Here is a 24394-nt window from a genome sequence, read left to right on the forward strand (position 1 = left end):
CAGTGCACACTAAATGCCTCCTGACAACCGGCGCGTAGGGTTCTTCCCTGCCGCAATCCGTGAGCAGCGTGAGGTCCCGATGCGGACCGGCCCGGACGAGCGGTTGTCCTTTTGAACCAGCTTCCTTCTTCACGCAGGGTCGCCCGTAACGACACCTTGCTGTGTGCGCGGGCCAATAACCTTCCGCGTGCCCCGCACCTTGTGAAAGTGACACATGTCCTATTTCTCCGAACTTGGTCTGGCCGAGCCGATTCTCCGTGCGCTCGCGGCCAAGGGCTACACCGATCCCTCGCCGATTCAGCGCCAGTCGATTCCGGCGCTGCTTGAGGGCCGTGACATTCTCGGCATCGCGCAGACCGGCACCGGCAAGACCGCCGCGTTCTCGCTGCCTTCGCTGCACCGCCTCGCCAGCGATCCCAAGCCGCGCCAGAACGCCGGCTGCCGCATGCTCGTGCTCTCGCCGACCCGCGAACTCGCGGCCCAGATCGCCGAGAACATGCGCGGCTATGCCAAGTTCCTGAACCTCTCGGTCCAGTGCATCTTCGGCGGCGTGCCCGCCGGCAAGCAGGCCCGTGCGCTGGAGCGCGGCACCGACATCCTCGTCGCCACCCCCGGCCGCCTGCTCGACCTGATCGACAGCCGCGCGCTGACCTTGCGCCATGTCGAGATCTTCGTGCTCGACGAAGCCGACCAGATGATGGACCTCGGCTTCATCGTCCCGCTGAAGCGCGTCGCCGCGCTCCTGCCCAAGCAGCGCCAGAGCCTGTTCTTCTCGGCCACCATGCCGCAGGCGATCGCCGAGCTGGGCAAGCAGTTCATCAACAACCCGGTGAAGGTCGAGGTCGCCCCGCAGTCGACCACGGCCGAGCGTGTCGAGCAGTACGCCACCTTCATCAACCAGGCCGAAAAGCAGGCGCTGCTCACGCTGAGCCTGCGTGACGGCCTGGCCGAAGACGCTGCCGAGAAGGCCGAGCACGGCGCGATCGACCGCGCACTGGTCTTCACCCGCACCAAGCACGGTGCCGACCGCGTGGTCCGCCACCTCGTTGCCGCCGGTATCCCGGCCGCCGCGATCCACGGCAACAAGAGCCAGGCCCAGCGCACCGCCGCGCTCGGCGGCTTCCGCCAGGGCACAATCCGCATCCTCGTCGCCACCGACATCGCCGCGCGCGGCATCGACGTTTCGGGCGTTTCGCACGTCTACAACTTCGAGATCCCCAACGTGGCCGAACAGTACGTCCACCGCATCGGCCGCACCGCGCGTGCGGGCGCTGACGGCGTGGCGATCAGCTACGTCGCGCCGGACGAGAAGCCCTATATCCGCGACATCGAGAAGCTGACCCGCGTGAAGCTGGCCACGCTCGGCCTGCCGGAAGACTTCCAGAAGCAGGCCGCGCGCCTGCCCGCGCCTTCGCGTCAGGCTCCGGCCGCGCCGCAGGGTAACGGTCGTTCGCGTGACGGTCAGCGTCAGGGCGAAGGCCGCCGCGACGGTCGTGGCGGCGGCAACCGCAGCCAGCAGCCGCGCGGCGATCGTCGTGACCGGCCCCAGGGCGAGCGGTCGGGCGAAGGCCGCGGTGACGAGCGCCGTCGGGACGACCGTCCGCGCAGCGATGCGCCGCGTGGCGATCGCCGCGAGCACGGCGGCGAAGAGGGCGAGCGCAAGCGCCGCTTCCGTCCGCGCGGTGGCAAGACCGTCGGCACCCACAAGGGCGCCGTTCGCCGCGCCGGTTGATCCGATAAGGAAAAAGGCCGGCTTTCAAAGGGCCGGCCTTGCAGAATCGTTCCCTGTAACGATCGAGACGGCCCCCATGCCACCGGCATGGGGGCCGTTCCTTTATGCCTCTCCGGCAACTCCGTCGTCTCCGCCATTTTCGTCGATGCGGGAGACGAGAATCTTGTCGATCTTGAGGCCGTCCATGTCGACGACCTCGAAACGCCGGCCCTGGTCGATGAAGAACTCCCCTTCCTGCGGGACTTTCCGGAGCGCGGCGAGAATGTAGCCGGCGACGGTCGCATATTCGCGGTCGTCGGGCAGGGTCATGCCGAGGCGGTCGGCCAGCGCATCGGCGGGCATCGCGCCGGAGACCAGCAATGAGCCGTCGCCGCGTTCCACCACCATCGGCGCGTCGCCTTCGTCCTGATGGCCGACGAACGCGCCGGCCAGCGCGGCCAGCATGTCCGAAGTGGTGACGAGGCCTTCGAGGTGGCCGTATTCGTCATGAACCATCGCCATCGTCACTTCCGCCTGCTGCAGCTTGCGCAGCGCGTCCATGGCGTCGAGCTGGTCGGGGATGACTTCGGCCTTCTTCATCATCGCGGCAATCTCCACCGGACGCCCGGCGACGAGTGCGGCAAGGACCTCTCGCACCTTGAGAATGCCGACGATAGTGTCGGGCGAACCTTCCTCGGCGACCGGCAGCATCGAATGCGGCGAAGCCTCGATCTTGGCGCGCAGGGCGTCCTCACCCGCGTTGACGTCGATCCAGTCGATCTGGTTGCGCGGTGTCATCAGTTCGCGCACCGGCCGTTCGGCCAGGCGCATGACGCCGGTCATCATCGCGCGTTCCTCTTCCTCGATCACGCCGGAGCGGGTCGCCTCGGCAAAGATCATCTGCAGCTCCTCGGCGGTCAGCTGTTCCTGTCCGCCGCCGCGGATCGAGAAGAGGCGCAGGATCAGCGCGGAGGACGTGTCGAGCAGCCAGACGAACGGCGCCATGATCCGCGCCAGCCACGCCATCGGCCGGGCCATGACGATCGCCACCGGCTCGGCCATGCGCAGGGCAAGCTGCTTGGGGACCAGTTCGCCGACGACGAGGCTGGCGAAGGTCGTGGCGATGATGACCAGCGTGAAGCCCGCCTCTCCGGCAAAGCGCGCGGGCACGCCCAGTGCCGCCAGTCTTTCACCCACCGGCCCGCCAAGGCTGGCGCCCGAATAGGCACCGGCGATGATGCCGATCAGGGTGATGCCGATCTGTACCGTGCTGAGGAACTTGCCGGGATCGGCCGCCAGCTCCAGCGCGGTGCGGGCGGCGCCGCTGCCCTTGTCGGCCGAGACCCTGAGCCGGGCGGCGCGTGCGGACACGATGGCCAGCTCGGACATGGAGAACAGGCCGTTGATCAGGATCAGGCCGGCGATGATGAAAAGGTCGATCCAAGGAAAAGGTGTCACAGCACCCGTCGTTAGCAGAATTTCCCGCAACCGCGAAGGAAACCTGTGAACGCCGTTTGGACAGAACCGACGTAACCGACCGCTGCGGGAACAGATACGGGCAGCAATCGTTTCGCCGGGATCAGCCATCTGCTATTCATGTCCACTACCACACAGACACCCGTGGAAGTGTTTCTGAACAGGAGGGAAGACCATGAAGAAATCACGCCTGATGACCTCCGCCTTTGCCGCGCTCTCGCTGGTTGCGGTCTCCGCCTGCGTTACCGATCCGAACACGGGTGAGCGCAAGGTTTCGCGCACCGCCATCGGTGGGGGCGCCGGTGCGGGTCTCGGCTATCTTCTGGGCAGCGTGATCGGCGGCAAGACCGCCCGCATCGTCGGCGCCGGCATCGGCGGCGTGGCCGGCGGCGTGGTCGGCTACCAGATGGACAAGCAGATCAAGGAACTGAAGGAAGACACCGCCGGTTCGGGCATCGACGTGACCCAGGAAGGCGACGGCATCCTGCTCAACCTTCCGGACGTGACCTTCGCCGTCAATTCCACCGAGATCAGCCCCTCGTTCCAGGCCGCGCTCGACAATGTCGCGCAGAGCATGACGAAGTATCCGGACAGCCTGATCGACGTCTACGGTCACACCGACTCGACCGGATCGGACGCCTACAACCTCGATCTTTCCAAGCGCCGCGCCGATTCGGTGGCCCGCTATCTGATCATGCGCGGCGTTTCCTCTGCGCGCATCCAGACGCAGGGCATGGGCAAGAACTATCCGGTGGCGGACAACACCACCCCCGAAGGCCGCGCCAAGAATCGCCGTGTCGAAATCAAGATTACGCCGGTCACCAAGGACGAGGCCGCCGCCGCGCGATAATCGTAATAAAGTGTTTCCGCTGGGAAGCGGGATCGGGAAAGGGGTCGGCCTTCGGGTGCGGCCCCTTTTTTCGATTTTTCGTCCGACCTGACGGTCGGGTAAAGCCGCCTTCCGGCGACTTTACCCGGCACCAGCCCCATTTGGTTTCAGGCGCCCCCACCCGACCCCCCATCAGAATACATTAGTGGGAGGTCGGGTGGGGGCGTGGGCCGGTGCCGCTTCCGGGCGGTAAGCCCGGAAAAATCAAGCCGAATAGCGTTCAGCCCGATCCGCCAGGCGTTCGACCGCCGCCGCGTGAATCACGGGCGAACTCACCAGCACCCCGAAAGCCCGCGGGTCGTGCTTGTTGTAGTTGAGCGGCTGGCCGAAGGCGTCGGTGACAGCCGCTCCGGCCTCGCGGGCGATCAGCCCGGCGGCGGCGATGTCCCACTCGTAGCCCCAGCGCAGAGTTGCGAGCAGGTCCGCCTCGTCGGCGGCGACCATCGCCATGCGCAGGGCGATCGAGTTAGGCTGATCCACCAGCACGAGATCGGCATCTTCCGGTGCCAGCTTCTTCGCCGGAACCCGCGCGCCTGCCAGAGTCTCGCGGTGGCTCGCGCGCAGCGGTTCTCCGTTGCGCCAGCTGCCCTTGCCTGCCTCGCCGTACCAGAACTCGCCTCCGGCTTCCCGCGCCCGCGCCGGGGCGTGGAGCAGGCCAAGCAGCGGACGCCGGGTGTTCACCAGTGCTACAGAGACCGCCCAACCCGTGCGTCCGGCGATGAAATCGCGCGTTCCGTCGATCGGATCGACCAGCCAGACGAGTTCGTGATCCTGACGCGCCGGGGAATCTGCAGTTTCTTCCGAAAGCCATCCGGCCGAGGGCAGCAGGCCGGAGAGTTCCCGCTTGAGGAAGGTATCGACCGCGATATCGGCGGCGCTGACCGGGCTTCCAGGGATTTTTTCCCAGTGTTCACAGCGGTTCCCATCCCCCGGCCAGTCGGCCATGGCGATGCGTCCAGCCTCCCGGACAATGGCTTCCAGTCTGTCGCGATCGATCATGCGCGAGTCGTTCTCGTTAATCGGGTGTTTCAATGTCCCGCGCGACCCCATTGCGCAGGGAACGGGACTTTTCAAGCGCGCAGGGATGTGCTTATGCGGCCGGGATCAAGTTCGGGGCTACCCACGCCTTTTCACGGACACTCCAGCAGAAAGCGATTTCAGCGATGAACATTCACGAATACCAGGCGAAGGAACTGCTTGCGAAGTTCGGCGTCGGCATCCCTGCCGGCATTGCTGCCCTCACCGTCGAGGAAGCGGTTGCCGCCGCCAAGCAGCTCCCCGGACCGCTCTATGTCGTGAAGGCCCAGATCCACGCCGGCGGGCGCGGCAAGGGCAAGTTCAAGGAACTCGCCGCTGACGCCAAGGGCGGCGTGCGTCTCGCCAAGTCGGTCGAGGAAGTCGAAGCTTTCGCCAAGGAAATGCTCGGCAACACCCTCGTCACCGTGCAGACCGGTGAAGCCGGCAAGCAGGTGAACCGCCTCTACGTGACCGACGGCGTCGACATCGCCTCGGAATACTACCTGTCGATGGTCGTCGACCGCGCTTCCAGCCGCGTCGCCATGATCGTCTCGACCGAAGGCGGCATGGACATCGAGGATGTTGCCCACAACACCCCCGAGAAGATCACCACCGTCACCATCGACACCGCTGCCGGCTTCCAGGCCCACCACGGCCGTGCCGTTGCCTACGCTCTCAAGCTGACCGGCGACCTCAACAAGCAGGCGCAGAAGATCGCAAAGCAGCTCTACGAAGCCTTCGTGGCTCTCGACTGCGACATGCTCGAAATCAACCCGCTCGTCGAAACCAAGGACGGCAACCTGCTCGTCCTCGACACCAAGATGAGCTTCGACTCGAACGCTCTGTACCGTCACCCCGACGTGCAGGCCCTGCGCGACGAGACCGAGGAAGATCCGGCGGAAGTCGAAGCCTCGAAGTACGACCTGGCCTACATCAAGCTCGATGGCGACATCGGCTGCATGGTCAACGGCGCCGGCCTCGCCATGGCGACGATGGACATCATCAAGCTCAACGGCTCGTTCCCGGCCAACTTCCTTGACGTTGGCGGCGGCGCCACCAAGGAAAAGGTGACCGCGGCGTTCAAGATCATTCTGCGCGATCCGAACGTGAAGGGCATCCTCGTCAACATCTTCGGCGGCATCATGAAGTGCGACGTCATCGCCGACGGCATCGTTGCCGCCGCGAAGGAAGTGAACCTCTCGGTTCCGCTCGTCGTTCGCCTCGAAGGCACCAACGTCCAGCAGGGCAAGGACATCCTGGCCAACTCGGGCCTGCCGATCGTCCCCGCCAACGACCTGGGCGATGCCGCCAAGAAGATCGTGGCAGAGGTCAAGAGCGTCGCCGCCTGATAGGCGCCGTTTCTTGGGTCTCACGCGATCCCGTATCGGATAATGCAACGGCGGGGGTCTTCCGGACCCCCGCCGTTCGCATTTGAAGATCGGGTGAAGTGCGCCTTCGTGCCATCATAGTAATTCTCAGGCTGCCGTTTCTGCCGGGGCGATGCGCTTTCCCGCGGATTTGCGATATGGCACGCGCTGTGATCCCACCTCGGGCTCATCTCGCCGCCAGCAGGGCTTGACGCTTACGTCAATTGCCTATTAGGCGGGCCTTGAGTGGATTTAATCGAGCGGCTAAACAGGCCGCGCCTGAAACTGAAGAGGACCCGATCAGATGAAGATCCTCGTGCCCGTGAAGCGGGTGATCGACTACAACGTAAAGCCGCGCGTGAAGGCGGACGGCACGGGTGTTGACCTGGCCAACGTCAAGATGAGCATGAACCCGTTCGACGAGATCGCGGTGGAAGAAGCCATCCGCATCAAGGAAGCGGGCAAGGCTGAAGAGATCGTTGCCGTTTCGGTCGGCCCGGCCAAGGCGCAGGATACGCTGCGCACCGCGCTCGCCATGGGCGCCGACCGCGCGATCCTGATCGAGACCGATACCGAGGTCGAGCCGCTGGCCGTCGCCAAAATCCTCAAGGCGATCGTCGCCGAAGAGAATCCGGGTCTCGTGATCCTCGGCAAGCAGGCGATCGACGACGATTCCAACCAGACCGGCCAGATGCTCGCCGCGCTGCTGGGCCGCCCTCAGGGCACTTTCGCCAGCAAGGTCGAGATCGATGGCGATCACGTTGCCGTGACCCGCGAAGTCGATGGCGGTCTGGAGACCGTCAAGCTCGCGCTGCCCGCGATCGTCACCACCGACCTGCGCCTTAACGAGCCGCGCTACGCTTCGCTGCCCAACATCATGAAGGCGAAGAAGAAGCCGCTCGATGTGAAGACCGCCGCCGATTACGGCGTCGACATCGCCCCGCGCCTCAAGACCCTGAAGGTCTCGGAGCCGCCCGTCCGCTCGGCAGGCGTCAAAGTCGCCGATGTCGATGCGCTGGTTGCAAAGCTCAAGGAACTGGGCGTCGCCTGAGGGCACAGCCCGGGAAGGACTATGACTATGAAGACGCTCGTTTGGGTCGAACACGACAACGCGTCGGTCAAGGACGCGACGCTCCACACCGTCACCGCTGCCGCCAAGCTGGGTGAAGTTCACCTCTTGGTTGCAGGCGCGGGCTGCCGCGCTGCTGCCGAAGCCGCCGCGAAGATCGCCGGTGTCGCCAAGGTCCACCTGGCCGACAACGCCGCCTACGAACACGCGCTGGCCGAAAACGTCGCCCCGCTGATCGTGGACCTCATGGGTCACCACGACGCCTTCCTGGCGCCCGCGACCACCACCGGCAAGAACGTCGCCCCGCGCGTCGCCGCGCTGCTCGACGTCGCGCAGCTGTCGGACATCCTCTCGGTCGAGGGCGAGAAGACCTTCACGCGTCCGATCTACGCTGGCAACGCCATCGCCACCGTCGAATCGAGCGATGCCAAGCTGGTGATCACCGTGCGCGGCACCGCCTTCGAGAAGGCCGCTGCCGAGGGCGGCTCGGCTGCCATCGAAGACGTCGCCGGAGCCGGTGACGCGGGCCTCTCCAGCTTCGTGGGTGCCGAACTCGCGAAGTCGGAACGTCCGGAACTGACCAGTGCCAAGGTGATCGTCTCGGGCGGCCGCGCGCTGAAGGATTCGGAGACGTTCGAGCAGGTCATCCTGCCGCTCGCCGACAAGCTCGGCGCCGCTGTCGGTGCTTCGCGCGCCGCAGTCGATGCGGGCTATGTGCCGAACGACTACCAGGTCGGCCAGACCGGCAAGATCGTGGCACCGGAAGTCTACATCGCGGTCGGCATCTCGGGAGCAATCCAGCACCTTGCGGGCATGAAGGACTCCAAGATCATCATCGCCATCAACAAGGACGAGGACGCCCCGATCTTCCAGGTCGCCGACGTCGGCCTCGTGGCGGACCTGTTCACTGCCGTGCCGGAACTTACCGGCAAGCTCTGATCGGTACCGACAATCGCATAACGGAAAAACCCCGGCGCATTGCTGCGCCGGGGTTTTTTGTGCCCTCAGAGGGCATGATCGAGGTCTGTCGAGACAGTTCTATCCGGGCTGCCGCTCATAAAGATTGATGACGTTACTATGGCGGTCCTCGGGTTCATGGCTGTCGTAGAGCGTGAACCCCAGCGCGGCGGCCACGCGTTCGGACCCCACGTTGCCCTTCTCGATCATGCATGCGATGCGGCGTTGGCCGTGGACATGATCGAACCATTCCAGCGCGGCGCGCATGACTTCCTTGGCAAGGCCGATGCCCCAGTGATCCTGACGGACGATCCAGCCCGCTTCGGGCACGTCATCCATGCCCTTGCCGAAACCGCGCCAGGAGTGGAAGACGCCGCAGTTGGCGACGATCTCGTTCTTCCCGCGCAGGCGGATCGGGAAGGTGCCGTATCCGCGCAAGGCCCAGGACCCGGCATTGCGTTCAAGGCGTTCGTAGACGGGTTTCGCTTCGGAACTGGCGTTCCCGAGGAAGCGGCGCGTCTCCTCGTCGGCGAGCAAGCGGATCATGTCTTCGAGATCGCTTGCCTGGGGCTTCCACAGTTCGAAGCGCTCGGTGACGAGGAGCGGGCCGTCCAGCGTCGCCACGCTCATAGCCACTGGTCCACGACGTGGATGCAGACGCCGAACAGGCCGCCGACCAGGGTTCCGTTGATGCGGATGAACTGGAGGTCGCGGCCGACCGCGCCCTCGATACGATCCGTCACGGTGCGCGAGTCCCAGCGTTTCACGGTTTCCGACACGAGCCTCACGATTTCCCCCCCATAGCGCGACACCACGCCGACCAGCGTGCGCCGGGCGAAGCGATTGACCATGTACTGTAGGCGGGCGTCTTCGCCGAGTGCCAGCCCCAATTGCGCCAGACTCTCGCCGAGCGCGCCGGACAGCGCCTTGTCGGGATTGCGCACGGCCTTGAGCAGGGCGCTGCGGGTGCGCTCCCAGGTGCTGTCGAGCCAAGCGCCGACGGCGGGATTTTCGAGCAGTTCGGTCTTGATCCGCTCGACCTTGGCCTGAGTCTCAGGCCTGTTGCGGAGGTCGTCGGCGAGGCGGGTGAGGGCCTCGTCGATCCGGGCTCGCAAGGGGTGGTCGGGCTGGACGATGACTTCGGCGAGCAGGCGATAGGCGCCGTCGAGCACGCCGTTGGCGAGCCGCTCGTCGAGCCCGGTCCAGCGCATGATGGTGTTGGCGCGCTGGTGAATCATGTCGCGGATCATCGGCTCGTTGGCCTCGATGGCCTCGCCGATCTTGCGCAGCACGCTTTCGAGCAGGGGCAGGTGGCGCCGATCGGCAATGGCGTTCGACAGCATCTGGCCGAGCAGCGGGGCGGCCTCGACTTTCTCGATCTGGCGGCGGAGGCCCGCCTTGACCATGCCGCCCATCTGCTCGGGGTCGAGCGATTCCAGCACGTCGCCCAGCAGATTCGCTGCACCCGCGCGGATGCGGGACTGTTCCTCGCGCGCGGGGTTGGCCAGGAAGCCTCCGGCTGCGGCGGCGAGGTTGAAGCCCCGAAGGCGGCGGGCGACGACCTGGGGGGTCAGGAAATTGTCCCGCAGGAACGTCGCCATCGAATCGGCGATGCGGTCCTTGTTGTCGGGGATGATCGCCGTGTGCGGAATCGGCAGGCCGAGCGGATGACGGAACAGGGCGGTCACCGCGAACCAGTCTGCCAAGCCGCCGACCATGGCCGCTTCGGTGAAGGCGATCGCGTAGCCGAGCGGCCCGCTCCATTCCGGATGGAGTACCGAAACCCGCCGGAGGACGACGAAGGCTGCCGCCATGAACAGCAGCAGCCCGGTCGCGAAGATCCGCATGCGTCTGGCCCGATCGCTCACGACCGGGCCGGACCGGAAAAAGTCTTGCCGTGCCACGGGGATGCTACGCTTGAAGGCCGGCAATGTTCCTCCGATGCTATTCGGCAGCGATAGGCTGCGGCACGGCCACCGGACCATGCTCGCCGTGACCATGGGCGTGATGCGGCTCATAGGTCAACAGCTTGCGGCGCAGCCACGGCCCCAGACGCTTCTCGAAGCCGTCCGCGAGGCTGAAGGCGGCGGGGACGATCACCAGGGTCAGCGCGGTCGAGAGCAACAGGCCGCCGATGACGGTGATACCCATCGGTGCGCGCCAGGCGGCGTCGCCCGAGAGCGAGATCGCGGTCGGCACCATGCCCGCCGTCATCGCGACCGTGGTCATGATGATCGGCTGGGCGCGCTTGTGGCCGGCGTCCATGATCGCGGTGAGCTTGTCGACGCCCTTTTCCATCTCCTCGATGGCGAAGTCGATCAGCAGGATCGAGTTCTTGGCGACGATGCCCAGCAGCATCAGGATGCCGATGTAGACCGGCATCGAGATCGGCTGGCCGACGATCACCAGCGCCAGCAGGCCTCCGAGGGGGGCCAGCAGCAGCGAGGCCATGTTGACCAGCGGCGAGACGAAGCGGCGGTAGAGCAGCACCAGCACTGCGAAGACCAGGAAGATGCCGCTGATGACGGCGACGATGAAGCTGTTCACCATTTCCGCCTGCCACTTGTCCTCGCCGACGGGGGCGTTGGACACGCCGGTCGGCAGGTTCTTCATGATCGGCAGGTTCTGGATCTGCTCCATGATCGGGCCCTTGACCTGCCCGGTGCCGAGATCGGCACCGACGAAGATGCGGCGCGACTGGTTGTAGCGCTGGATCTGCGTAGGTCCGGCGCCGAAGCGGATTTCGGCGACGCGCTTGAGCGGCACCGAGCCGCCGCTGGCGGTCATCACCGGCAGGTTCTCGATCGTCGAGTAGTCCCGGCGCGAGGCGCGGGCGAGGATCACGCGGATCGGCACCTGACGGTCGCTGAGCGAGAACTTGGCGGCGTTCTGATCGATCTCGCCCAGGGTGGCGATGCGGATCGTCTGGCTGAGCGCGGCGGTCGTCACGCCGAGCTGCGCGGCGAGGTCGAGCCGCGGCAGGACGACCAGTTCGGGGCGCTGGAGGTCGGCGGCGATGCGCGGGGCGACGACGCCCGGAATCGTGCGCATCTGGTCGGCCAGCGTCTGCGCGGTCTTCTGGAGCAGTGCGGAATCGCTGCCCGAGAGCATGACCGAGATGTCGCGGCCGCTGCCGAAACCGCCCGACTGGGTGGCGAAGGTCACGCGGGCATCGGGGATGTCCTGAAGCTGCGGGGCCATGCGGCGCTCGAACTCGATGCTCGTCGCCTTGCGCTGGTCGGCGGGCTTGAGCGCGATGTAGAGCGATCCCTTGCCTTCGCGTGAGGCTTCCAGGATGTGCTGCACTTCCGGCTGGCTTTCCAGCAGGCGCGTCACCTTGTCGGCGACGGCGGCGGTCTGCTCGATCGTGGTGCCGGGCACCATTTCGAGATTGACGGTGCTGGTGTCGTTGTTGGTGTTCGGCTGGAACTGCGAGGGCAGGCCGGCCAGCAGCGCGAAAGTCAGCACCAGTGCATAGATACCGGCGCAGAAGGCGAAGAACCGGTGGTCGCGCATCCGGGCCGCGACGCGGTCGGAGAAGTAGCGATACCAGTCGCCGAAGCGGCCCATCGCGCCCAGCAGCAGCTTCAACGCCTTGCCCAGCGCAATGACCACGGCGGGGATCGCCAGCGGGGCGACGACTGCCGCCAGCACCAGCGCGGCCCGGTCGAGACCGGCCTTGGCGAGCACTGCCTTGGCGCCCATGAACAGCAACGAGGCGGCGGTGAGACCTGCGCCGAGGACGGCGAGGACCGCCACGGTCGCGACGAGGTAGTACCACCAGCGTGCGGGTGTCTTGACGAGGCGGGCCTTCAGGCGGTGCGCCTCGCTGGAATCGAGCGTCCAGGCCAGGATCTTCAGGTAGAAGTCCATGGCCTTGCCGCCGCCGTGCTCGGCATGGCCGTGGGCCTTGAGGAAGTAGGCGGCGACCATCGGCGTGATAAGGCGCGCGACGGCGAGGCTCATCAGCACCGCGGCCACGACGGTCAGGCCGAAGGCCTTGAAGAACTGACCCGGAATGCCCGGCATCATGCCCACCGGCAGGAACACCGCGACGATCGAGAACGTGGTGGCGACGACCGCGAGGCCGATTTCGTCCGCCGCGTCGATCGAGGCCTGATAGGCCGATTTGCCCATGCGCATATGGCGCACGATGTTCTCGATCTCGACGATGGCGTCATCGACGAGCACGCCCGCCACGAGGCTGAGCGCCAGCAACGAGAGGAAGTTCAGCGTGAAGCCGAGCAGGTCCATGAACCAGAAGGTCGGGATCGCCGAGAGCGGGATGGCGAGGGCGGAGATCATCGTCGCGCGCCAGTCGCGCAGGAACAGATAGACGATGACGATGGCCAGCACCGCGCCTTCGACCAGCGCCTCCATCGAACTGGTGTACTGCCCCTTGGTGTAGTCCACGTCGGAGAACAGGCGCGTGATGTGGATGTTCGGGTTGTCCTTGCGGATCTTCTCCAGCGCCTTTTCGGCACCGTCGTAGACCGCCACGTCGGAAGCCCCGAGCGCGCGGGTAAAGCCGAAGGTCACGACCTCGCGGCCGCGCAGCTTGGCGATGCGGGTCTGCTCGGAATAGCCGTCGTAGACTTTGGCGATGTCCGAGAGCTTGACCTGCCGTCCGCCGCCGACATTGATGCGCGTCTGCGAGAGATGGTAGGCGTCCTGGGCATTGCCGAGCACGCGCACGGACTGGCGCGATCCGGCGATTTCCGCCTGGCCGCCGGCCGCATCGGTGTTCACCTGGCGCAGCACGCCGTTGATGTCGTTGGCGGTGAGGCCGAGCGCGATCAGGCGCTCGGGATCGACCACGACGCGGATCTCGCGATCGACACCGCCGTTACGCTCCACCGAGGCGAGGCCCTGGATCGAGAGCAGGGTCTTGGAGATCGTGTCGTCGACGAACCAGCTGAGCTGCTCCATCGTCATGTCGTCGGCGCTGACCGCGTAATAGGCCAGGTTGTCGCCGTTGGCCTCGATCTTGGTGACGATGGGTTCCAGAATGCCATCCGGCAACTGGCCGCGAATCTGGTCGACCGCGTTCTTGATCTGGTTGGTGGCGACGTCGGGATTGGTGCCGACCGAGAAGAACACCAGCGTGGTCGAACTGCCTTCCGAGGCGGTCGACTGGATTTCCTCGATTCCCGGCACCGAACGCACGGCGCCTTCGACGATCTGGGTGATCTGCGTCTCGATCTCGGTCGGGGCGGCGCCCGGCTGCGAAATCTGGACATGGACGCCGGGGAATTCGACGTCCGGCATGTTGTTCACGTCCATGCGCATGAACGAGACCACGCCGGCGATCATCACGCCGATGAAGAAGACGATCGGAATGATCGGATTGCGGATCGACCAGGCCGAGATGTTGCGAAGGCTCATCGCGCTCTATCCGCTCAGTCGGCCGCTTTGGTCAGCCGGGGCTTGACCTTGTCGCCGTCGTTCAGGAACCCACCGGCGCGCAGGACGACCTTTTCGCTGCCGTCGAGGCCCGACTTGACCGTGATGCCGCGCGCCGTGACCAGCCCCGTCTGCACCGGACGGCGGTGGACGACGTCCTTGGCGTCGACGACGTAGACGAACGAGCCCTTGTCGTCGTTCTGGATGGCCGATTCCGGCAGGAGCGGGGCAACCGTCTGGCCGCTGTTGATCACTGCGCTGGCGAAACCGCCGGGACGCAGCGCGGCATTGTAGGCGAGGGCGATGCGGGCAATGCCCTGGCGGTTGGTGGCGTCGATCACCGGCGCGACCTGCCAGACCTGTCCGGTGAAGCTTTCGTTGCCGCCGGTGGGCGTCACTTGCGCTTGCACACCGACATGCAGGCGGGCGAGGTCGTCCTCGCTGAGCTGGGCGAGCAGTTCCATCTCGCCGCCCTTGGCAAGGCGGAACAGCACGGAACTGCCGCCACCGACGACCTGGCCAAGCTCGACATTGCGTTCGAGCACGAGACCGGCGGCCGGGGCGACGATGTTGAGGCGGGCAGTCTGCGCTTCGAGCTGACCGAGCGTGGCGCGGGCGACCTTGACCTGTGCCACGGCGGAATCGCGCGTGGCGGTCAGGCGGTCGACGTCGGCGGCCGAGATGAAGCCGCGATCCACCAGCTTGAGCGCGCGGTCGAGGTTGGCCTGGGCGAGGCGGGCGTCGGCCTGGGCCACGGCGATCTGCGCCGACTGGCCGGCCTGCTGCTGCGACTGGACCGAACGGTCGATCACGGCAAGTACCTGGCCCTGCGAGACCCAGTCGCCCGGTTCGACGAGGACGGCGCGTACCTGGCCGCCTTCGCCGACCGAACCGACCGGCATCGGGCGGCGGGCCGCCAGCGAGCCGGTGGCGGTGATGGCGCCTTCGACCGAGGCGCGGCCGGGCACGACGACGGTGACGGCAGGCATCTGGATGTCGGCGGCACCGGCCTGCTTGGCCTCGCCGCCGCCGCGCACGGCGAACCAGATGCCGGTGGCCAGCACGACCGCGGCGATGATGGCGATCGGCCACCAGCGACGCGAGCCGCCATCCTGCTCTTCCGCGCCGTCGAGCGGATTGCCGCCCAGATCCGCGCCGCCCAAGGTCGCACCTGTTGCTGCCAACCTCTCGTTCTCCGTCACGTCGATCCTGCTGTCGTAATTCATCGTGTCACCGCAAAAACTGCGATTGCCCCCAGTCCCCAATGCCTTGTCCGGAACCGGTTTCTCGCGACCCCGAGGGGTGCGCCGGGTGGCCGGAAGGCACGATCTGCCGCCGGAGCGCGGACACGTCGATCCGCGCCGCTGCAACGGCCAAATTTCCTGCGAAAGGACATATACCTGCGATGGACGGGTGGCAATCAGCAGTCGCTCTGACGCCGACCCTGATCGACCAGCGTCGACGGCAGTAACGGGCGGCGGTTTTCGTCCGGTTCCGAGAAAAGGTTGCTGGAAAAGCAGCCGGATACGAAAAACGGCGACGAACCCGAGGTTCGCCGCCGCTTGTCAGTCCTTTCGGACTTGATAGGCAGTGCACTCAATACTTCTGCTGGCGCTCGTAGAGATCGCGGTAGTGCTGGATCCGCGTGACCCGCAGACCCTGCATGCCGGAACGATCCACGGCGCGCTGCCAGGATGCGAATTCCTCCAGCGTCAGCTGGTAACGATCGCAGACATCGTCGATCGACAGCAGGCCGCCGTTGACGGCCGCCACCACTTCCGCCTTCCGGCGCACGACCCAGCGCGTGGTGTTCGCAGGGGGGAGCGTATCCAGCGTCAATGGTTCGCCGAGCGGCCCGATTACCTGGGCAGGACGGATTTTCTGGTTTTCGATCATCATCACCCTCGTACGCCGGTGCTTGGAATGCCGGCGACGGAAAGGACATTGGCCTGCGCTGGCTTGCGATTGCCTGAAGTATTTGGGTTAACAGGTATTGAGACTGGCGCATACGTATGAATCACATATGCGACCGAGCCCGCAAAACTGCCGAAGCGGTGGAGTCTGGCCGAAGCGGACGTGTCGTCGAGGGCCGTGCGCAGATCGTGCGCGGCAAAGAACCGGGAACGCAAGGAAAACCAGTCTATTGGCAAAGGGACCGGTATGAACTCCTCGCCGGCGCGACCCGACGCATGTCCCGCTTTGCAGGTTTCATGATCATGAGCGATGTTCATACGGACCGCTTGTAGCGAGGCTTGGTAAAGGGAGAGTAAGGGCCGTTTTTACCTTTTCTTAATAAATCTTAACGCCGCTTTCGGCATGAGCCTTAACGGTGCCGGGAAAATCCGCTGGAACGGGGCGGGGCAGGCAGATGTCGGGAAAGGTAGGAATCCGGTGCATTCGCCTGTATGGGGCGCGGCATGACCGCCCTTTCCGATCTTGAAGGACTGGTGGCCGGCCTCGACCCCGCCACGCTGTTCCAACTGCCTGCGCCGCTTTCGGCGCGCCGCATCGTCGTTGCCATGTCCGGCGGCGTCGACAGTTCCGTCGTCGCCGCGCTGGCCGCCGCGACCGGCGCCGAGACGATCGGCGTGACGCTCCAGCTCTACGACTACGGCGCCGCGACCGGCCGCAAGGGCGCCTGCTGCGCCGGCGACGATATCCGCGACGCCCGCGCCGTCGCCGACCGCCTCGGCATCGCCCACTACGTCTTCGACCATGAGAGCGCCTTCCGCGAGGAAGTCGTCGAGCGCTTCGCCGACGACTACATGGCGGGCCGTACGCCGATCCCCTGCATCCGCTGCAACATGGGTCCGAAGTTCACCGACCTGCTGACGATGGCACGCGACCTCGGCGCGGACTGCCTCGCCACCGGGCATTACGTCCGCCGCGTCGAGGGGGCTGCCGGTTCCGAACTGCACCGCGCCTTCGATCCGGCGCGCGACCAGAGCTATTTCCTCTACGGCACGACCGAGGCGCAGCTGGACTTCCTGCGCTTCCCGCTCGGCGGACTGCCGAAGAGCGAGACCCGCCGCCTTGCCGAAGCCGCAGGGCTGCGCGTCGCCGACAAGCCCGACAGCCAGGACATCTGCTTCGTGCCCGATGGCGACTATGCCAAGATCGTGCGCGCGGTCCGGCCCGAAGGCGAGGCGCCGGGCGATATCGTCCATGCCCTGACCGGCGAGGTTCTGGGCACGCACCGGGGCATCATCCATTATACGGTGGGCCAGCGCCGGGGTCTGGAAATCGGCGGCCAGCCCAAGCCGCTCTACGTCGTGCGCATCGATGCGCCGGGGCGCCGGGTCATGGTCGGTCCGCGCACTCTGCTGGGCGTCGCTGCCGCCACCGTCACCGAGACCAACCGCATCGGCCAGCTTCCCGATGGGCCGCTCACCGCCAAGGTCCGTTCGCTGGCCAAGCCGGTGCCGATCACCCTCGAAGGGCCGTTCGGCGAGGGTGCGGAGACGACGATCCGTTTCGAGAATCCGGAATATGGCGTGGCGCCCGGCCAGGCGGCCGTGATCTACGCGGGAGACCGGGTGGTCGGCGGCGGCTGGATCGAGGGAACCGAGGCCGCCATCCCGCTGGATTGAGGGCGACGTTTCCAAAGCCCAATTACCTTCGTCCTTGCGAGGAGGCAAAGCCGACGCGGCAATCCAGAGCGGTGTAGAACTGCCCCTGGATTGCTTCGCTACGCTCGCAATGACGATGGAAGGGGCGCGAGGCGGCTATGTGCCGCTCAGTTCGTCCAGGGTTCGAGCTGGCAGCCGCGGTCCGGCGAGAAAGTCGCGGTCTGGCTGGCGAGCAGGGGCACGCTGGCCTTGACCGTGCGGGCATCGGCATCTTCGGAGAGCCAGATCAGCGAGCCGGTGCGGCCAAGGCCCGCAACGGCGATCTGGCCCTTGCAACTGCCGAGGTCCTGCTGCGAGATGAAGCGGCAGGCGCAGGCGGCCCGTGCGCCGTAGGAAGTGCTCACCAGTGCCTCTGCGCGCAGGCCCCTCCACGAAAAGCCCAGCAGCAGCGCCAGAGCCAGCAGGACGAGGATCACGATGTTGCGCACCCAGCGGGTGGGCTGGCGGCTGTTCAGGTCTCGACTCCTGCGGTGAGGGTCAGTGCCACCGGGGCCATTGCCATCGCCGCCTTCGCCACGACCGTCTCCGCTGTCCCCGGTCCTGTATGTCGTGGCTGTTGCCATATTCCCGCGCCTCGCACATCACACCGCGCGTCATGCCGGTGCGCCGTCCTCCCCTTATCCTCGCCCTTTCCGTCCTGCCAGCCCTGGCGCTGACGGCGCTGGCAGGCTGTGGACAGGATGCGCAGCAAGGCCCGCCGCCGCCCAGTGCGGAGTCGCAGGCGGCGGTCAAGGATGACGGCGGTGCCTCGCGCGCGGCGCTCGGCCGGGCCATCGACGGCCTCTTCGCCGAGGATGTCGGCCGCACCCAGGCTCTGATCATCATGAAGCGCGGGTCGATCATCGCCGAGCGCTACGGCGAGGGAATCAAGCCGGAAACCCGGCTTGAGGGCTGGGGCATGGGCGAATGCGTCACGGCGCTGATGGTCGGCCAGCTGATCAGCGACGGGCGGCTGCGGCTGAACGAATCGGCGCCGATCCCGGACTGGCAGCGCCCCGGCGATCCGCGCGGCGAGATTACGCTCAAGCAGCTCCTCCAGATGCGCTCGGGCCTGCGTCATTCCGAATCGGTCGCTTCGGCGACCGGCGGTCCCCAGGTTCCGATGGCGCGGCAATCCGATCGCATGCGGATGCTCTACCTCGACGGCCGCGACGACATGGCCGCCTATGCCGAGGCGCAGCCGCTGGAAGCACCGGCGGGCGCGCGATTCGTCGAAAGCGCGGCGACGTCGGTGATTCTCTCCGATCTCGCGGCGCGGGTTCTCTCGCCGGACCACAATCCGGATCGCCGCCGCAAGGCCGTGGGCGACTATCTGCGCAACCGGGTCTTCGCGCCGATCGGCATGGATTCGGCCACGGCGGGGTACGACCGGGCGGGCACGATGATCGGATCTGCCGCGGTCCATGCCTCGGCGCGCGACTGGGCCAAGCTGGGCGAGTTCCTGCGCCACACCGGCTCGATCCAGGGCGCGCAGATCCTGCCGCGCCGCTGGGTGCAGTTCATGCTCGAATCCTCGCCGCGCAATCCGGGCTACGGTGCGGGGGTCTGGCTGAACAAGGCCAAGGCGAAAGGCGGGGCAGCGGGCGAGGAAGTGCTGTTCCCCGGCATGGCGCCCGCCAACGTCTTCGCTTGCGTCGGTGAATATGGGCAATACGTGATCGGCTCGCCCGACCAGTTGCTGACGGTGGTGCGCCTGGGCGAGAGTGATCCGCAGCAGGAGCGGCTGGTCCACGACCGGCTCGGCAAGCTGCTGGCGATGTTCCCCGGCGGAATCTGAAAGAGATACGAAAAGGGCCGGAGCAGCGAATGCCGCTCCGGCCCTTTTTCACGTCGATCGAAGCGGGAATCAGCCCTCGATCGTGGTCTGCGCGTCGCGCCCGTCGCCTTCGGGGGCGGCGAGGATCGCGCGGGTCACCTGACCCTTGGCGACCGTGTAAGTGGTCGGATCGCCGACGGTCGAACGGATCGACGGATCGGCCGGGCCGGCCATGCTGAGGGTCGACTTCTCGATATCGCTGCGGGCCTGCGGGCCGCCGAACAGGGCATCGAGCGCCTGCTGCTGCACCGAATCGTCGGCGGGGCGAGGCTGGCCCTGCTTCGGCGGGGCAAGGGTGAAATCGGGCGGCACCACCAGCGGCGACTGGCGCTGCACGGCGAACTCGTCGGGACCGGCGTGGTTCAGCAGGCCGGTGCTTCCGCAGCCGGACACCAGCGCCGCGCCCGCGGCCACGAGAATCAGGGCTCCGGTCTTCTTCATGGGCATCAACTCAAATCTCCGGGGCGGCGCCAGGCGCCGTGTCATGTCCGCCATTCGTTTCGGGCTTGTCGCGCGAAAGGAGGGAGCGGGCAAGGATAATCAGGACGCCGACCGTGATGGCGACGTCGGCGATGTTGAAAATGAGGAACGGACGCCATTCGCCGAAGTGGAGATCGGCATAGTCGATCACGTAGCCCATGGTGAAACGGTCGCGGATATTGCCCAGCGCGCCGCCCAGCACCATGGCGAGGGCAGCGATCTCGCCCAGCTTGCGCTCACGCAGCATCCAGATGAGGACGAAGAGCGCGATCAGGCCGGTCATCGCCACCAGTGCCCAACGGCCCTCGGGCGAATCCGCAGTGAACAGGCCGAGCGAAACGCCGAGGTTCTTGGTCCAGCGCAAGTTGAAGAACGGCGCGAGCTCGATCACGCCCACGTCGCGCAGCTTCAGGCCGGTGACGACCCAGGCCTTGAAGCCCTGGTCGATCATGAAGACGACCGCGGCGATCAGGAACCCGATCAGGCGTTTGCGCCAGACGGTCATGGTGCCGGTCACGCCGGGGTCTCCAGCGCGCCGACCACGTCGTCGCAGCGGTCGCAGAGGTCGCCGTCTTCCGAGACTTCGGGAAGGTGGCGCCAGCAGCGGCCGCACTTGTGGTCGGTGGAGGGGGTGACGGTCACGTCGTCTCCCTGCCCACGCGTGACTGTCGCGGTGATGAACAGTTCGGCCAGATCGCCCTCAGGGGCGGAGGCGGGAACCGTGACCGTGGCGGCGAGGCTGGAGCCGACGATCTTCTCGCGGCGCAGCGGTTCGATCGCTTCGGTCACCTTCACGCGCAGGGCACGCAGCTCTGCCCAGCGGGCGGCATCGGCTTCCACGGCGGGAACTTCCGGCCATTCGAGCAGATGCACGCTCTCGCTGTCGGGGAAGCGGCTCTGCCAGACTTCCTCGGCGGTGAAGACGGTGACCGGCGCGGCATAGCGCACCAGGGCGTGGAACAGCGTGTCCAGCACGGTGCGATAGGCGCGGCGCTTCGGGTCCGAAGGGGCGTCGCAGTAGAGGCAGTCCTTGCGGATATCGAAGAAGAAGGCCGAGAGGTCTTCGTTGCAGAAATCGAGCAGGGTGCGGACATAGGTGTTGAAGTCGAAGTCCGCGACCGCCTTGCGCAGCGTGGCGTCGACGCCCGCCAGCAGCGAGAGCACGTAGCGCTCCAGTTCCGGCATCTCTGCAACCGGCAGCTTCTCTTCGTCAGAGAACCCGTCGAGCGCGCCCAGCAGGTAGCGCAGGGTGTTGCGCAGCTTGCGGTACTGGTCGGCCACGCCCTTCAGGATCTCGTCGCCGATGCGGTGATCCTCGGTGTAGTCGACCGAGAGCGCCCAGAGACGGATGATGTCGGCGCCGTTGGTCTCCATCACCTTGATCGGGCTGATGGTGTTGCCGAGCGACTTCGACATCTTGAAGCCCTTGGCATCCATCGTGAAGCCGTGGGTCAGCACTGCCTTGTACGGCGCATGGCCGCGCGTGGCGCAGGATTCGAGCAGCGAAGACTGGAACCAGCCGCGATGCTGGTCGCTGCCTTCAAGGTAGAGGTCGGCGGTGGGGCCGACATGATCCTCGGCGGGCACCAGTTCGGGCCAGCGGCCGGATTCGAGCACGAAGGCGTGGGTCGAGCCGGAATCGAACCAGACGTCGAGAATGTCGACGACGCGCTCGTAATCATCGGCGCTGTACTTGGCGCCGAGGTATTCCTGCGCGCGAGCATCCGACCAGGCATCGACGCCGATCTCGCGGATGGCGTGGATGATGCGGGCGTTCACTTCGGCATCGACGAGGTATTCGCCAGACTTGCGATCGACGAACAGGGTGATCGGCACGCCCCAGGCGCGCTGGCGCGACAGCACCCAGTCCGGGCGGCCTTCGACCATGGCGCCGATGCGGTTGCGGCCCTTTTCGGGGACGAAGCGCGTCTCGGCGATGGCGTCGAGTGCGGCTTCACGCAGCGTCGGCGAGGCTTCGGCGGTCTCGTCCTGCGGATCGATGGCGCCGCCTTCACCTTCCCAGCGGCGCTCGGCGCGGGTCTTGGAGGGCAGGTGGCCGAGAACCTTGTCCATCGGCACGAACCACTGCGGGGTGCAGCGGAAGATCACCTTGGCCTTCGAACGCCACGAGTGCGGGTAGGAGTGCTTGTAGTCGGCCGAAGCCGCCAGCAGCGCGCCTGCTTCGCGAAGGTCCGAGCAGATCGGGCCGTCGGGGGCGTTGAACTTGGGGTTGATGACCGAACCCTGGCCGCCGAGCCAGCCCCAGTCTTCACGATACTTGCCATCGGCTTCGACCACGAACTTGGGGCCGATGCCGTTGGCCTTGCAGAGCAGGAAGTCGTCCTCGCCATGGTCGGGCGCCATGTGGACGAGGCCGGTGCCGCTCTCGGTGGTGACGAAATCGCCTGCGAGCAGCGGACGCGGCTCTGCGAAGAAGCCGCCCAGCGCGTGCATCGGGTGACGGGCGAGGGTGCCGGCGAGTTCGGAGCCAAGCAAAGTTGTATCGCCCGATTGCGCATTATCAGCCATCGGAGGGGTGATCGAAACGCCAAGGTTACGATACAGCAAGTGCAGTCGGCTGAGGAAGTCGGGAAGCAGTTTTGCTGCAACCAGAACGCGCTTCCCATTTAGCTGTTCAGCGACGGCTTGGCCCTTTGTGGCAAGCTCAACGTCATCCGGCTTTGTAGCTTGTGTGGCGTTCAAAGTGACAACGACGTACTCAACCTCCGGCCCATAGGCGAGCGCCTGGTTGGTCGGGATCGTCCACGGCGTGGTTGTCCAGATTACCGCATAAGCGCCGACCAGCTCAGGCACCGCGGATTCGGTGATCTCGAAAGCCACGTCGATCTGGGTCGAGACGATGTCCTCGTACTCGACTTCGGCCTCGGCCAGCGCGGTCTTCTCGACCGGGCTCCACATCACCGGCTTGGCGCCGCGATAGAGCATGTCGTGCTCGGCGAACTTCAGCAGTTCGGTGACGATGGTCGCCTCCGCCTGGAAGTCCATCGTCAGGTAGGGCTTGTCCCAGTCGCCGTTGACGCCGAGGCGCTTCAGCTGCTCGCGCTGCACGTTCACCCAGTTCTGGGCATAGGCGCGGCATTCGGCGCGGAATTCCTCGGCGGGAACCTCGTCCTTGTTCTTCTTCTTCTTGCGGTACTCTTCCTCGACCTTCCACTCGATGGGCAGGCCGTGGCAGTCCCAGCCGGGGACGTAGGGTGCGTTCTTGCCCAGCAGGGTCTGGGTGCGCACGACCATGTCCTTGAGGATGTGGTTCAGCGCATGGCCGATGTGCATGTCGCCGTTCGCGTAGGGCGGGCCGTCATGCAGCACGAACTTCTCGCGGCCCGCGCGGGCTTCGCGAGTCTTGGCGTAAATGTCCTGTTCCTGCCAGCGCGCAAGAATACCCGGCTCCTTCTGCGGGAGCCCGGCCTTCATGGGGAAATCGGTCTTCGGCAGGAAGACGGTCGATCGATAATCGCGCTGTTCGGTCATATGCGCTGCGCACTAGAGCAAATGCGCCGCTCTTGGAAGAGTTCGCGCACATGGCGACGTGTGGACTTGGGGTGGTCGTAGCGAAGGGAAAACCTCTCCCCACGCACGTTGCGTATTTGGCGGCCGAGTGTGTCGCGAGCGGGCGTTCACCCGATATGCGACAGCAGCTCCCGCGCGCGGTCGCAGTCGCGGCGCATCTGCGCGACCAGCGCGTCGAGCGAATCGAACTTGGCCTCGGGACGGAGGAAGTGGTGGAACGCCACTTCGATCTCCTGATCGTAGAGATCGCCGGAGAAGTCGAAGAAATAGGGTTCGAGCAGCTCGATCGGCGGCTCGAACGTGGGGCGCACGCCCATGTTGGCGGCGCCGGGCAGAATGCGCCCGTCCGGCATGCGGCCGGTTACGGCATAGATGCCGTAGCGCGGGCGCAGGTAGTGGTTCATGTTGATGTTGGCGGTGGGGAAGCCGATGGTCCGGCCCAGTTTGCCGCCGTGCTGCACCACCCCGCGCGCCGCGAAGGGGCGGGTGAGCAGGCGGGCGGCGGTCTCGCACTCGCCCAGCTTCAGTGCGTCGCGGATGCGGCTGGAGGAGATCACGCCCTTGTCGTCATGGACCGGGCCGACGGTGCGGCCGATCAGCCCGAAGCGGGCGCCGACTTCGCGCAGGACTTGCGGATTGCCGCCGCGACCCTTGCCGAACGTGAAGTCCTCGCCGGTGACGACGCCGGTGCAGCCGAGCTGGCGGCCGAGTACCTGCTCGATCCAGTCGGCCGCTTCCATGGAGGCCATGGCGCGGTCGAAATGAAGCACCAGCATGGCGTCTGCCCCGGCGGCCTCGAACAGGTCCTGCCGCTGGTCCAGCGTGGTCAGGCGGAAGGCGGGGGCGTCGGGCTTGAACAGGCGGACGGGGTGCGGATCGAAAGTCGCGACCACCGCCGGGCGGCCGAGTTCGCGCGCCCAGCGAATCGCTTCGCCGACCACGGCCTGATGGCCCTGATGAAACCCGTCGAAATTGCCGAGCGCCAGAATGGCGCCGCGCATCGATTCGGGAATGGCTTCGCGGTTGTCGAGACGAATCATGTCAGATCA

Annotated in this window: 20 protein-coding genes; 7 read left to right on the forward strand and 13 right to left on the reverse strand. The window is 66.1% G+C overall.

Translation table 11 applies throughout. The features are described from left to right. Positions 1 to 214: 214 nt before the first annotated feature. Complete coding sequence (locus tag V7066_RS17280; RefSeq protein ID WP_334184228.1) at positions 215 to 1732, forward strand: DEAD/DEAH box helicase; 1518 nt, start codon at positions 215 to 217, stop codon at positions 1730 to 1732. A gap of 102 nt (positions 1733 to 1834) precedes the next feature. Here the strand turns inward: V7066_RS17280 and V7066_RS17285 are convergent, their stop codons facing one another. After that, positions 1835 to 3169, reverse strand: coding sequence for a hemolysin family protein (locus tag V7066_RS17285; protein ID WP_334184229.1), 1335 nt, complete (start codon positions 3167 to 3169; stop codon positions 1835 to 1837). Positions 3170 to 3362: 193 nt separating this feature from the next. On the opposite strand from V7066_RS17285, the gene V7066_RS17290 reads away from it, so the two are divergent. Further along, on the forward strand, positions 3363 to 4037 hold the full coding sequence (locus V7066_RS17290) for an OmpA family protein (RefSeq protein WP_334184230.1): 675 nt from the start codon (positions 3363 to 3365) through the stop codon (positions 4035 to 4037). A gap of 243 nt (positions 4038 to 4280) precedes the next feature. Here the strand turns inward: V7066_RS17290 and V7066_RS17295 are convergent, their stop codons facing one another. Continuing rightward, positions 4281 to 5075, reverse strand: coding sequence for a 3'(2'),5'-bisphosphate nucleotidase CysQ (locus tag V7066_RS17295; protein WP_334184231.1), 795 nt, complete (start codon positions 5073 to 5075; stop codon positions 4281 to 4283). Between the two features lie 164 nt (positions 5076 to 5239). On the opposite strand from V7066_RS17295, the gene sucC reads away from it, so the two are divergent. The 3 genes from sucC (at position 5240) to V7066_RS17310 (ending at position 8468) form a co-directional block, all read left to right on the forward strand. Continuing rightward, the gene (sucC, locus tag V7066_RS17300) at positions 5240 to 6442 is read left to right on the forward strand and encodes an ADP-forming succinate--CoA ligase subunit beta (RefSeq protein ID WP_334184232.1); all 1203 of its coding nucleotides are present in this window, start codon (positions 5240 to 5242) and stop codon (positions 6440 to 6442) included. 322 nt (positions 6443 to 6764) lie between these two features. Then, the gene (locus V7066_RS17305) at positions 6765 to 7511 is read left to right on the forward strand and encodes an electron transfer flavoprotein subunit beta/FixA family protein (RefSeq protein WP_334184233.1); all 747 of its coding nucleotides are present in this window, start codon (positions 6765 to 6767) and stop codon (positions 7509 to 7511) included. Between the two features lie 27 nt (positions 7512 to 7538). After that, on the forward strand, positions 7539 to 8468 hold the full coding sequence (locus tag V7066_RS17310; protein WP_334184234.1) for an electron transfer flavoprotein subunit alpha/FixB family protein: 930 nt from the start codon (positions 7539 to 7541) through the stop codon (positions 8466 to 8468). Between the two features lie 99 nt (positions 8469 to 8567). Here the strand turns inward: V7066_RS17310 and V7066_RS17315 are convergent, their stop codons facing one another. The 6 genes from V7066_RS17315 to V7066_RS17340 form a co-directional block, all read right to left on the reverse strand. Next, positions 8568 to 9116: a GNAT family N-acetyltransferase gene (locus tag V7066_RS17315; protein ID WP_334184235.1), complete on the reverse strand. Its 549-nt coding sequence runs from the start codon at positions 9114 to 9116 to the stop codon at positions 8568 to 8570. Then, complete coding sequence (locus tag V7066_RS17320; protein ID WP_334184236.1) at positions 9113 to 10333, reverse strand: DUF445 domain-containing protein; 1221 nt, start codon at positions 10331 to 10333, stop codon at positions 9113 to 9115. The genes V7066_RS17315 and V7066_RS17320 overlap by 4 nt, the downstream gene beginning before the upstream one ends. 97 nt (positions 10334 to 10430) lie before the next feature. After that, complete coding sequence (locus V7066_RS17325) at positions 10431 to 13871, reverse strand: efflux RND transporter permease subunit (RefSeq protein ID WP_334184237.1); 3441 nt, start codon at positions 13869 to 13871, stop codon at positions 10431 to 10433. A gap of 14 nt (positions 13872 to 13885) precedes the next feature. Continuing rightward, positions 13886 to 15115 carry an efflux RND transporter periplasmic adaptor subunit gene (locus V7066_RS17330; protein ID WP_334184238.1) on the reverse strand — a complete coding sequence of 410 codons (1230 nt, stop codon included), beginning with the start codon at positions 15113 to 15115 and terminating at the stop codon, positions 13886 to 13888. 370 nt (positions 15116 to 15485) lie between these two features. Then, positions 15486 to 15785 (reverse strand): CtrA inhibitor SciP, encoded by a 300-nt coding sequence (gene sciP / locus V7066_RS17335; RefSeq protein WP_334184304.1) that lies wholly within the window; start codon positions 15783 to 15785, stop codon positions 15486 to 15488. Positions 15786 to 15787: 2 nt separating this feature from the next. Then, on the reverse strand, positions 15788 to 16120 hold the full coding sequence (locus tag V7066_RS17340) for a hypothetical protein (RefSeq protein ID WP_334184239.1): 333 nt from the start codon (positions 16118 to 16120) through the stop codon (positions 15788 to 15790). 186 nt (positions 16121 to 16306) lie between these two features. Here V7066_RS17340 and mnmA point away from each other — a divergent pair, with 186 nt between their 5' ends. Next, entirely contained in the window at positions 16307 to 17479 is a 1173-nt protein-coding gene (gene mnmA / locus V7066_RS17345) for a tRNA 2-thiouridine(34) synthase MnmA (RefSeq protein WP_334184240.1), read from the forward strand. 146 nt (positions 17480 to 17625) lie between these two features. On the opposite strand, the gene V7066_RS17350 is transcribed toward mnmA, so the two are convergent. Next, positions 17626 to 18081, reverse strand: a complete 456-nt coding sequence (locus V7066_RS17350) for a hypothetical protein (RefSeq protein ID WP_334184241.1) — start codon at positions 18079 to 18081, stop codon at positions 17626 to 17628. A 32-nt stretch (positions 18082 to 18113) separates the two neighbouring features. On the opposite strand from V7066_RS17350, the gene V7066_RS17355 reads away from it, so the two are divergent. Continuing rightward, positions 18114 to 19295: a serine hydrolase domain-containing protein gene (locus tag V7066_RS17355; protein WP_334184305.1), complete on the forward strand. Its 1182-nt coding sequence runs from the start codon at positions 18114 to 18116 to the stop codon at positions 19293 to 19295. Positions 19296 to 19364: 69 nt separating this feature from the next. On the opposite strand, the gene V7066_RS17360 is transcribed toward V7066_RS17355, so the two are convergent. The 4 genes from V7066_RS17360 to V7066_RS17375 form a co-directional block, all read right to left on the reverse strand. Further along, the gene (locus V7066_RS17360; RefSeq protein WP_334184242.1) at positions 19365 to 19781 is read right to left on the reverse strand and encodes a DUF3035 domain-containing protein; all 417 of its coding nucleotides are present in this window, start codon (positions 19779 to 19781) and stop codon (positions 19365 to 19367) included. A 4-nt stretch (positions 19782 to 19785) separates the two neighbouring features. Then, positions 19786 to 20319 carry a signal peptidase II gene (gene lspA, locus V7066_RS17365; RefSeq protein WP_334184306.1) on the reverse strand — a complete coding sequence of 178 codons (534 nt, stop codon included), beginning with the start codon at positions 20317 to 20319 and terminating at the stop codon, positions 19786 to 19788. 8 nt (positions 20320 to 20327) lie between these two features. Further along, positions 20328 to 23306: an isoleucine--tRNA ligase gene (ileS, locus tag V7066_RS17370; protein ID WP_334184243.1), complete on the reverse strand. Its 2979-nt coding sequence runs from the start codon at positions 23304 to 23306 to the stop codon at positions 20328 to 20330. A 146-nt stretch (positions 23307 to 23452) separates the two neighbouring features. After that, positions 23453 to 24385 carry a bifunctional riboflavin kinase/FAD synthetase gene (locus tag V7066_RS17375; protein ID WP_334184244.1) on the reverse strand — a complete coding sequence of 311 codons (933 nt, stop codon included), beginning with the start codon at positions 24383 to 24385 and terminating at the stop codon, positions 23453 to 23455. Between the last annotated feature and the right edge of the window lie 9 nt (positions 24386 to 24394).

Origin of the sequence: Novosphingobium sp. (assembly GCF_036820275.1) — a bacterium.
Taxonomy (GTDB): domain Bacteria; phylum Pseudomonadota; class Alphaproteobacteria; order Sphingomonadales; family Sphingomonadaceae; genus Novosphingobium.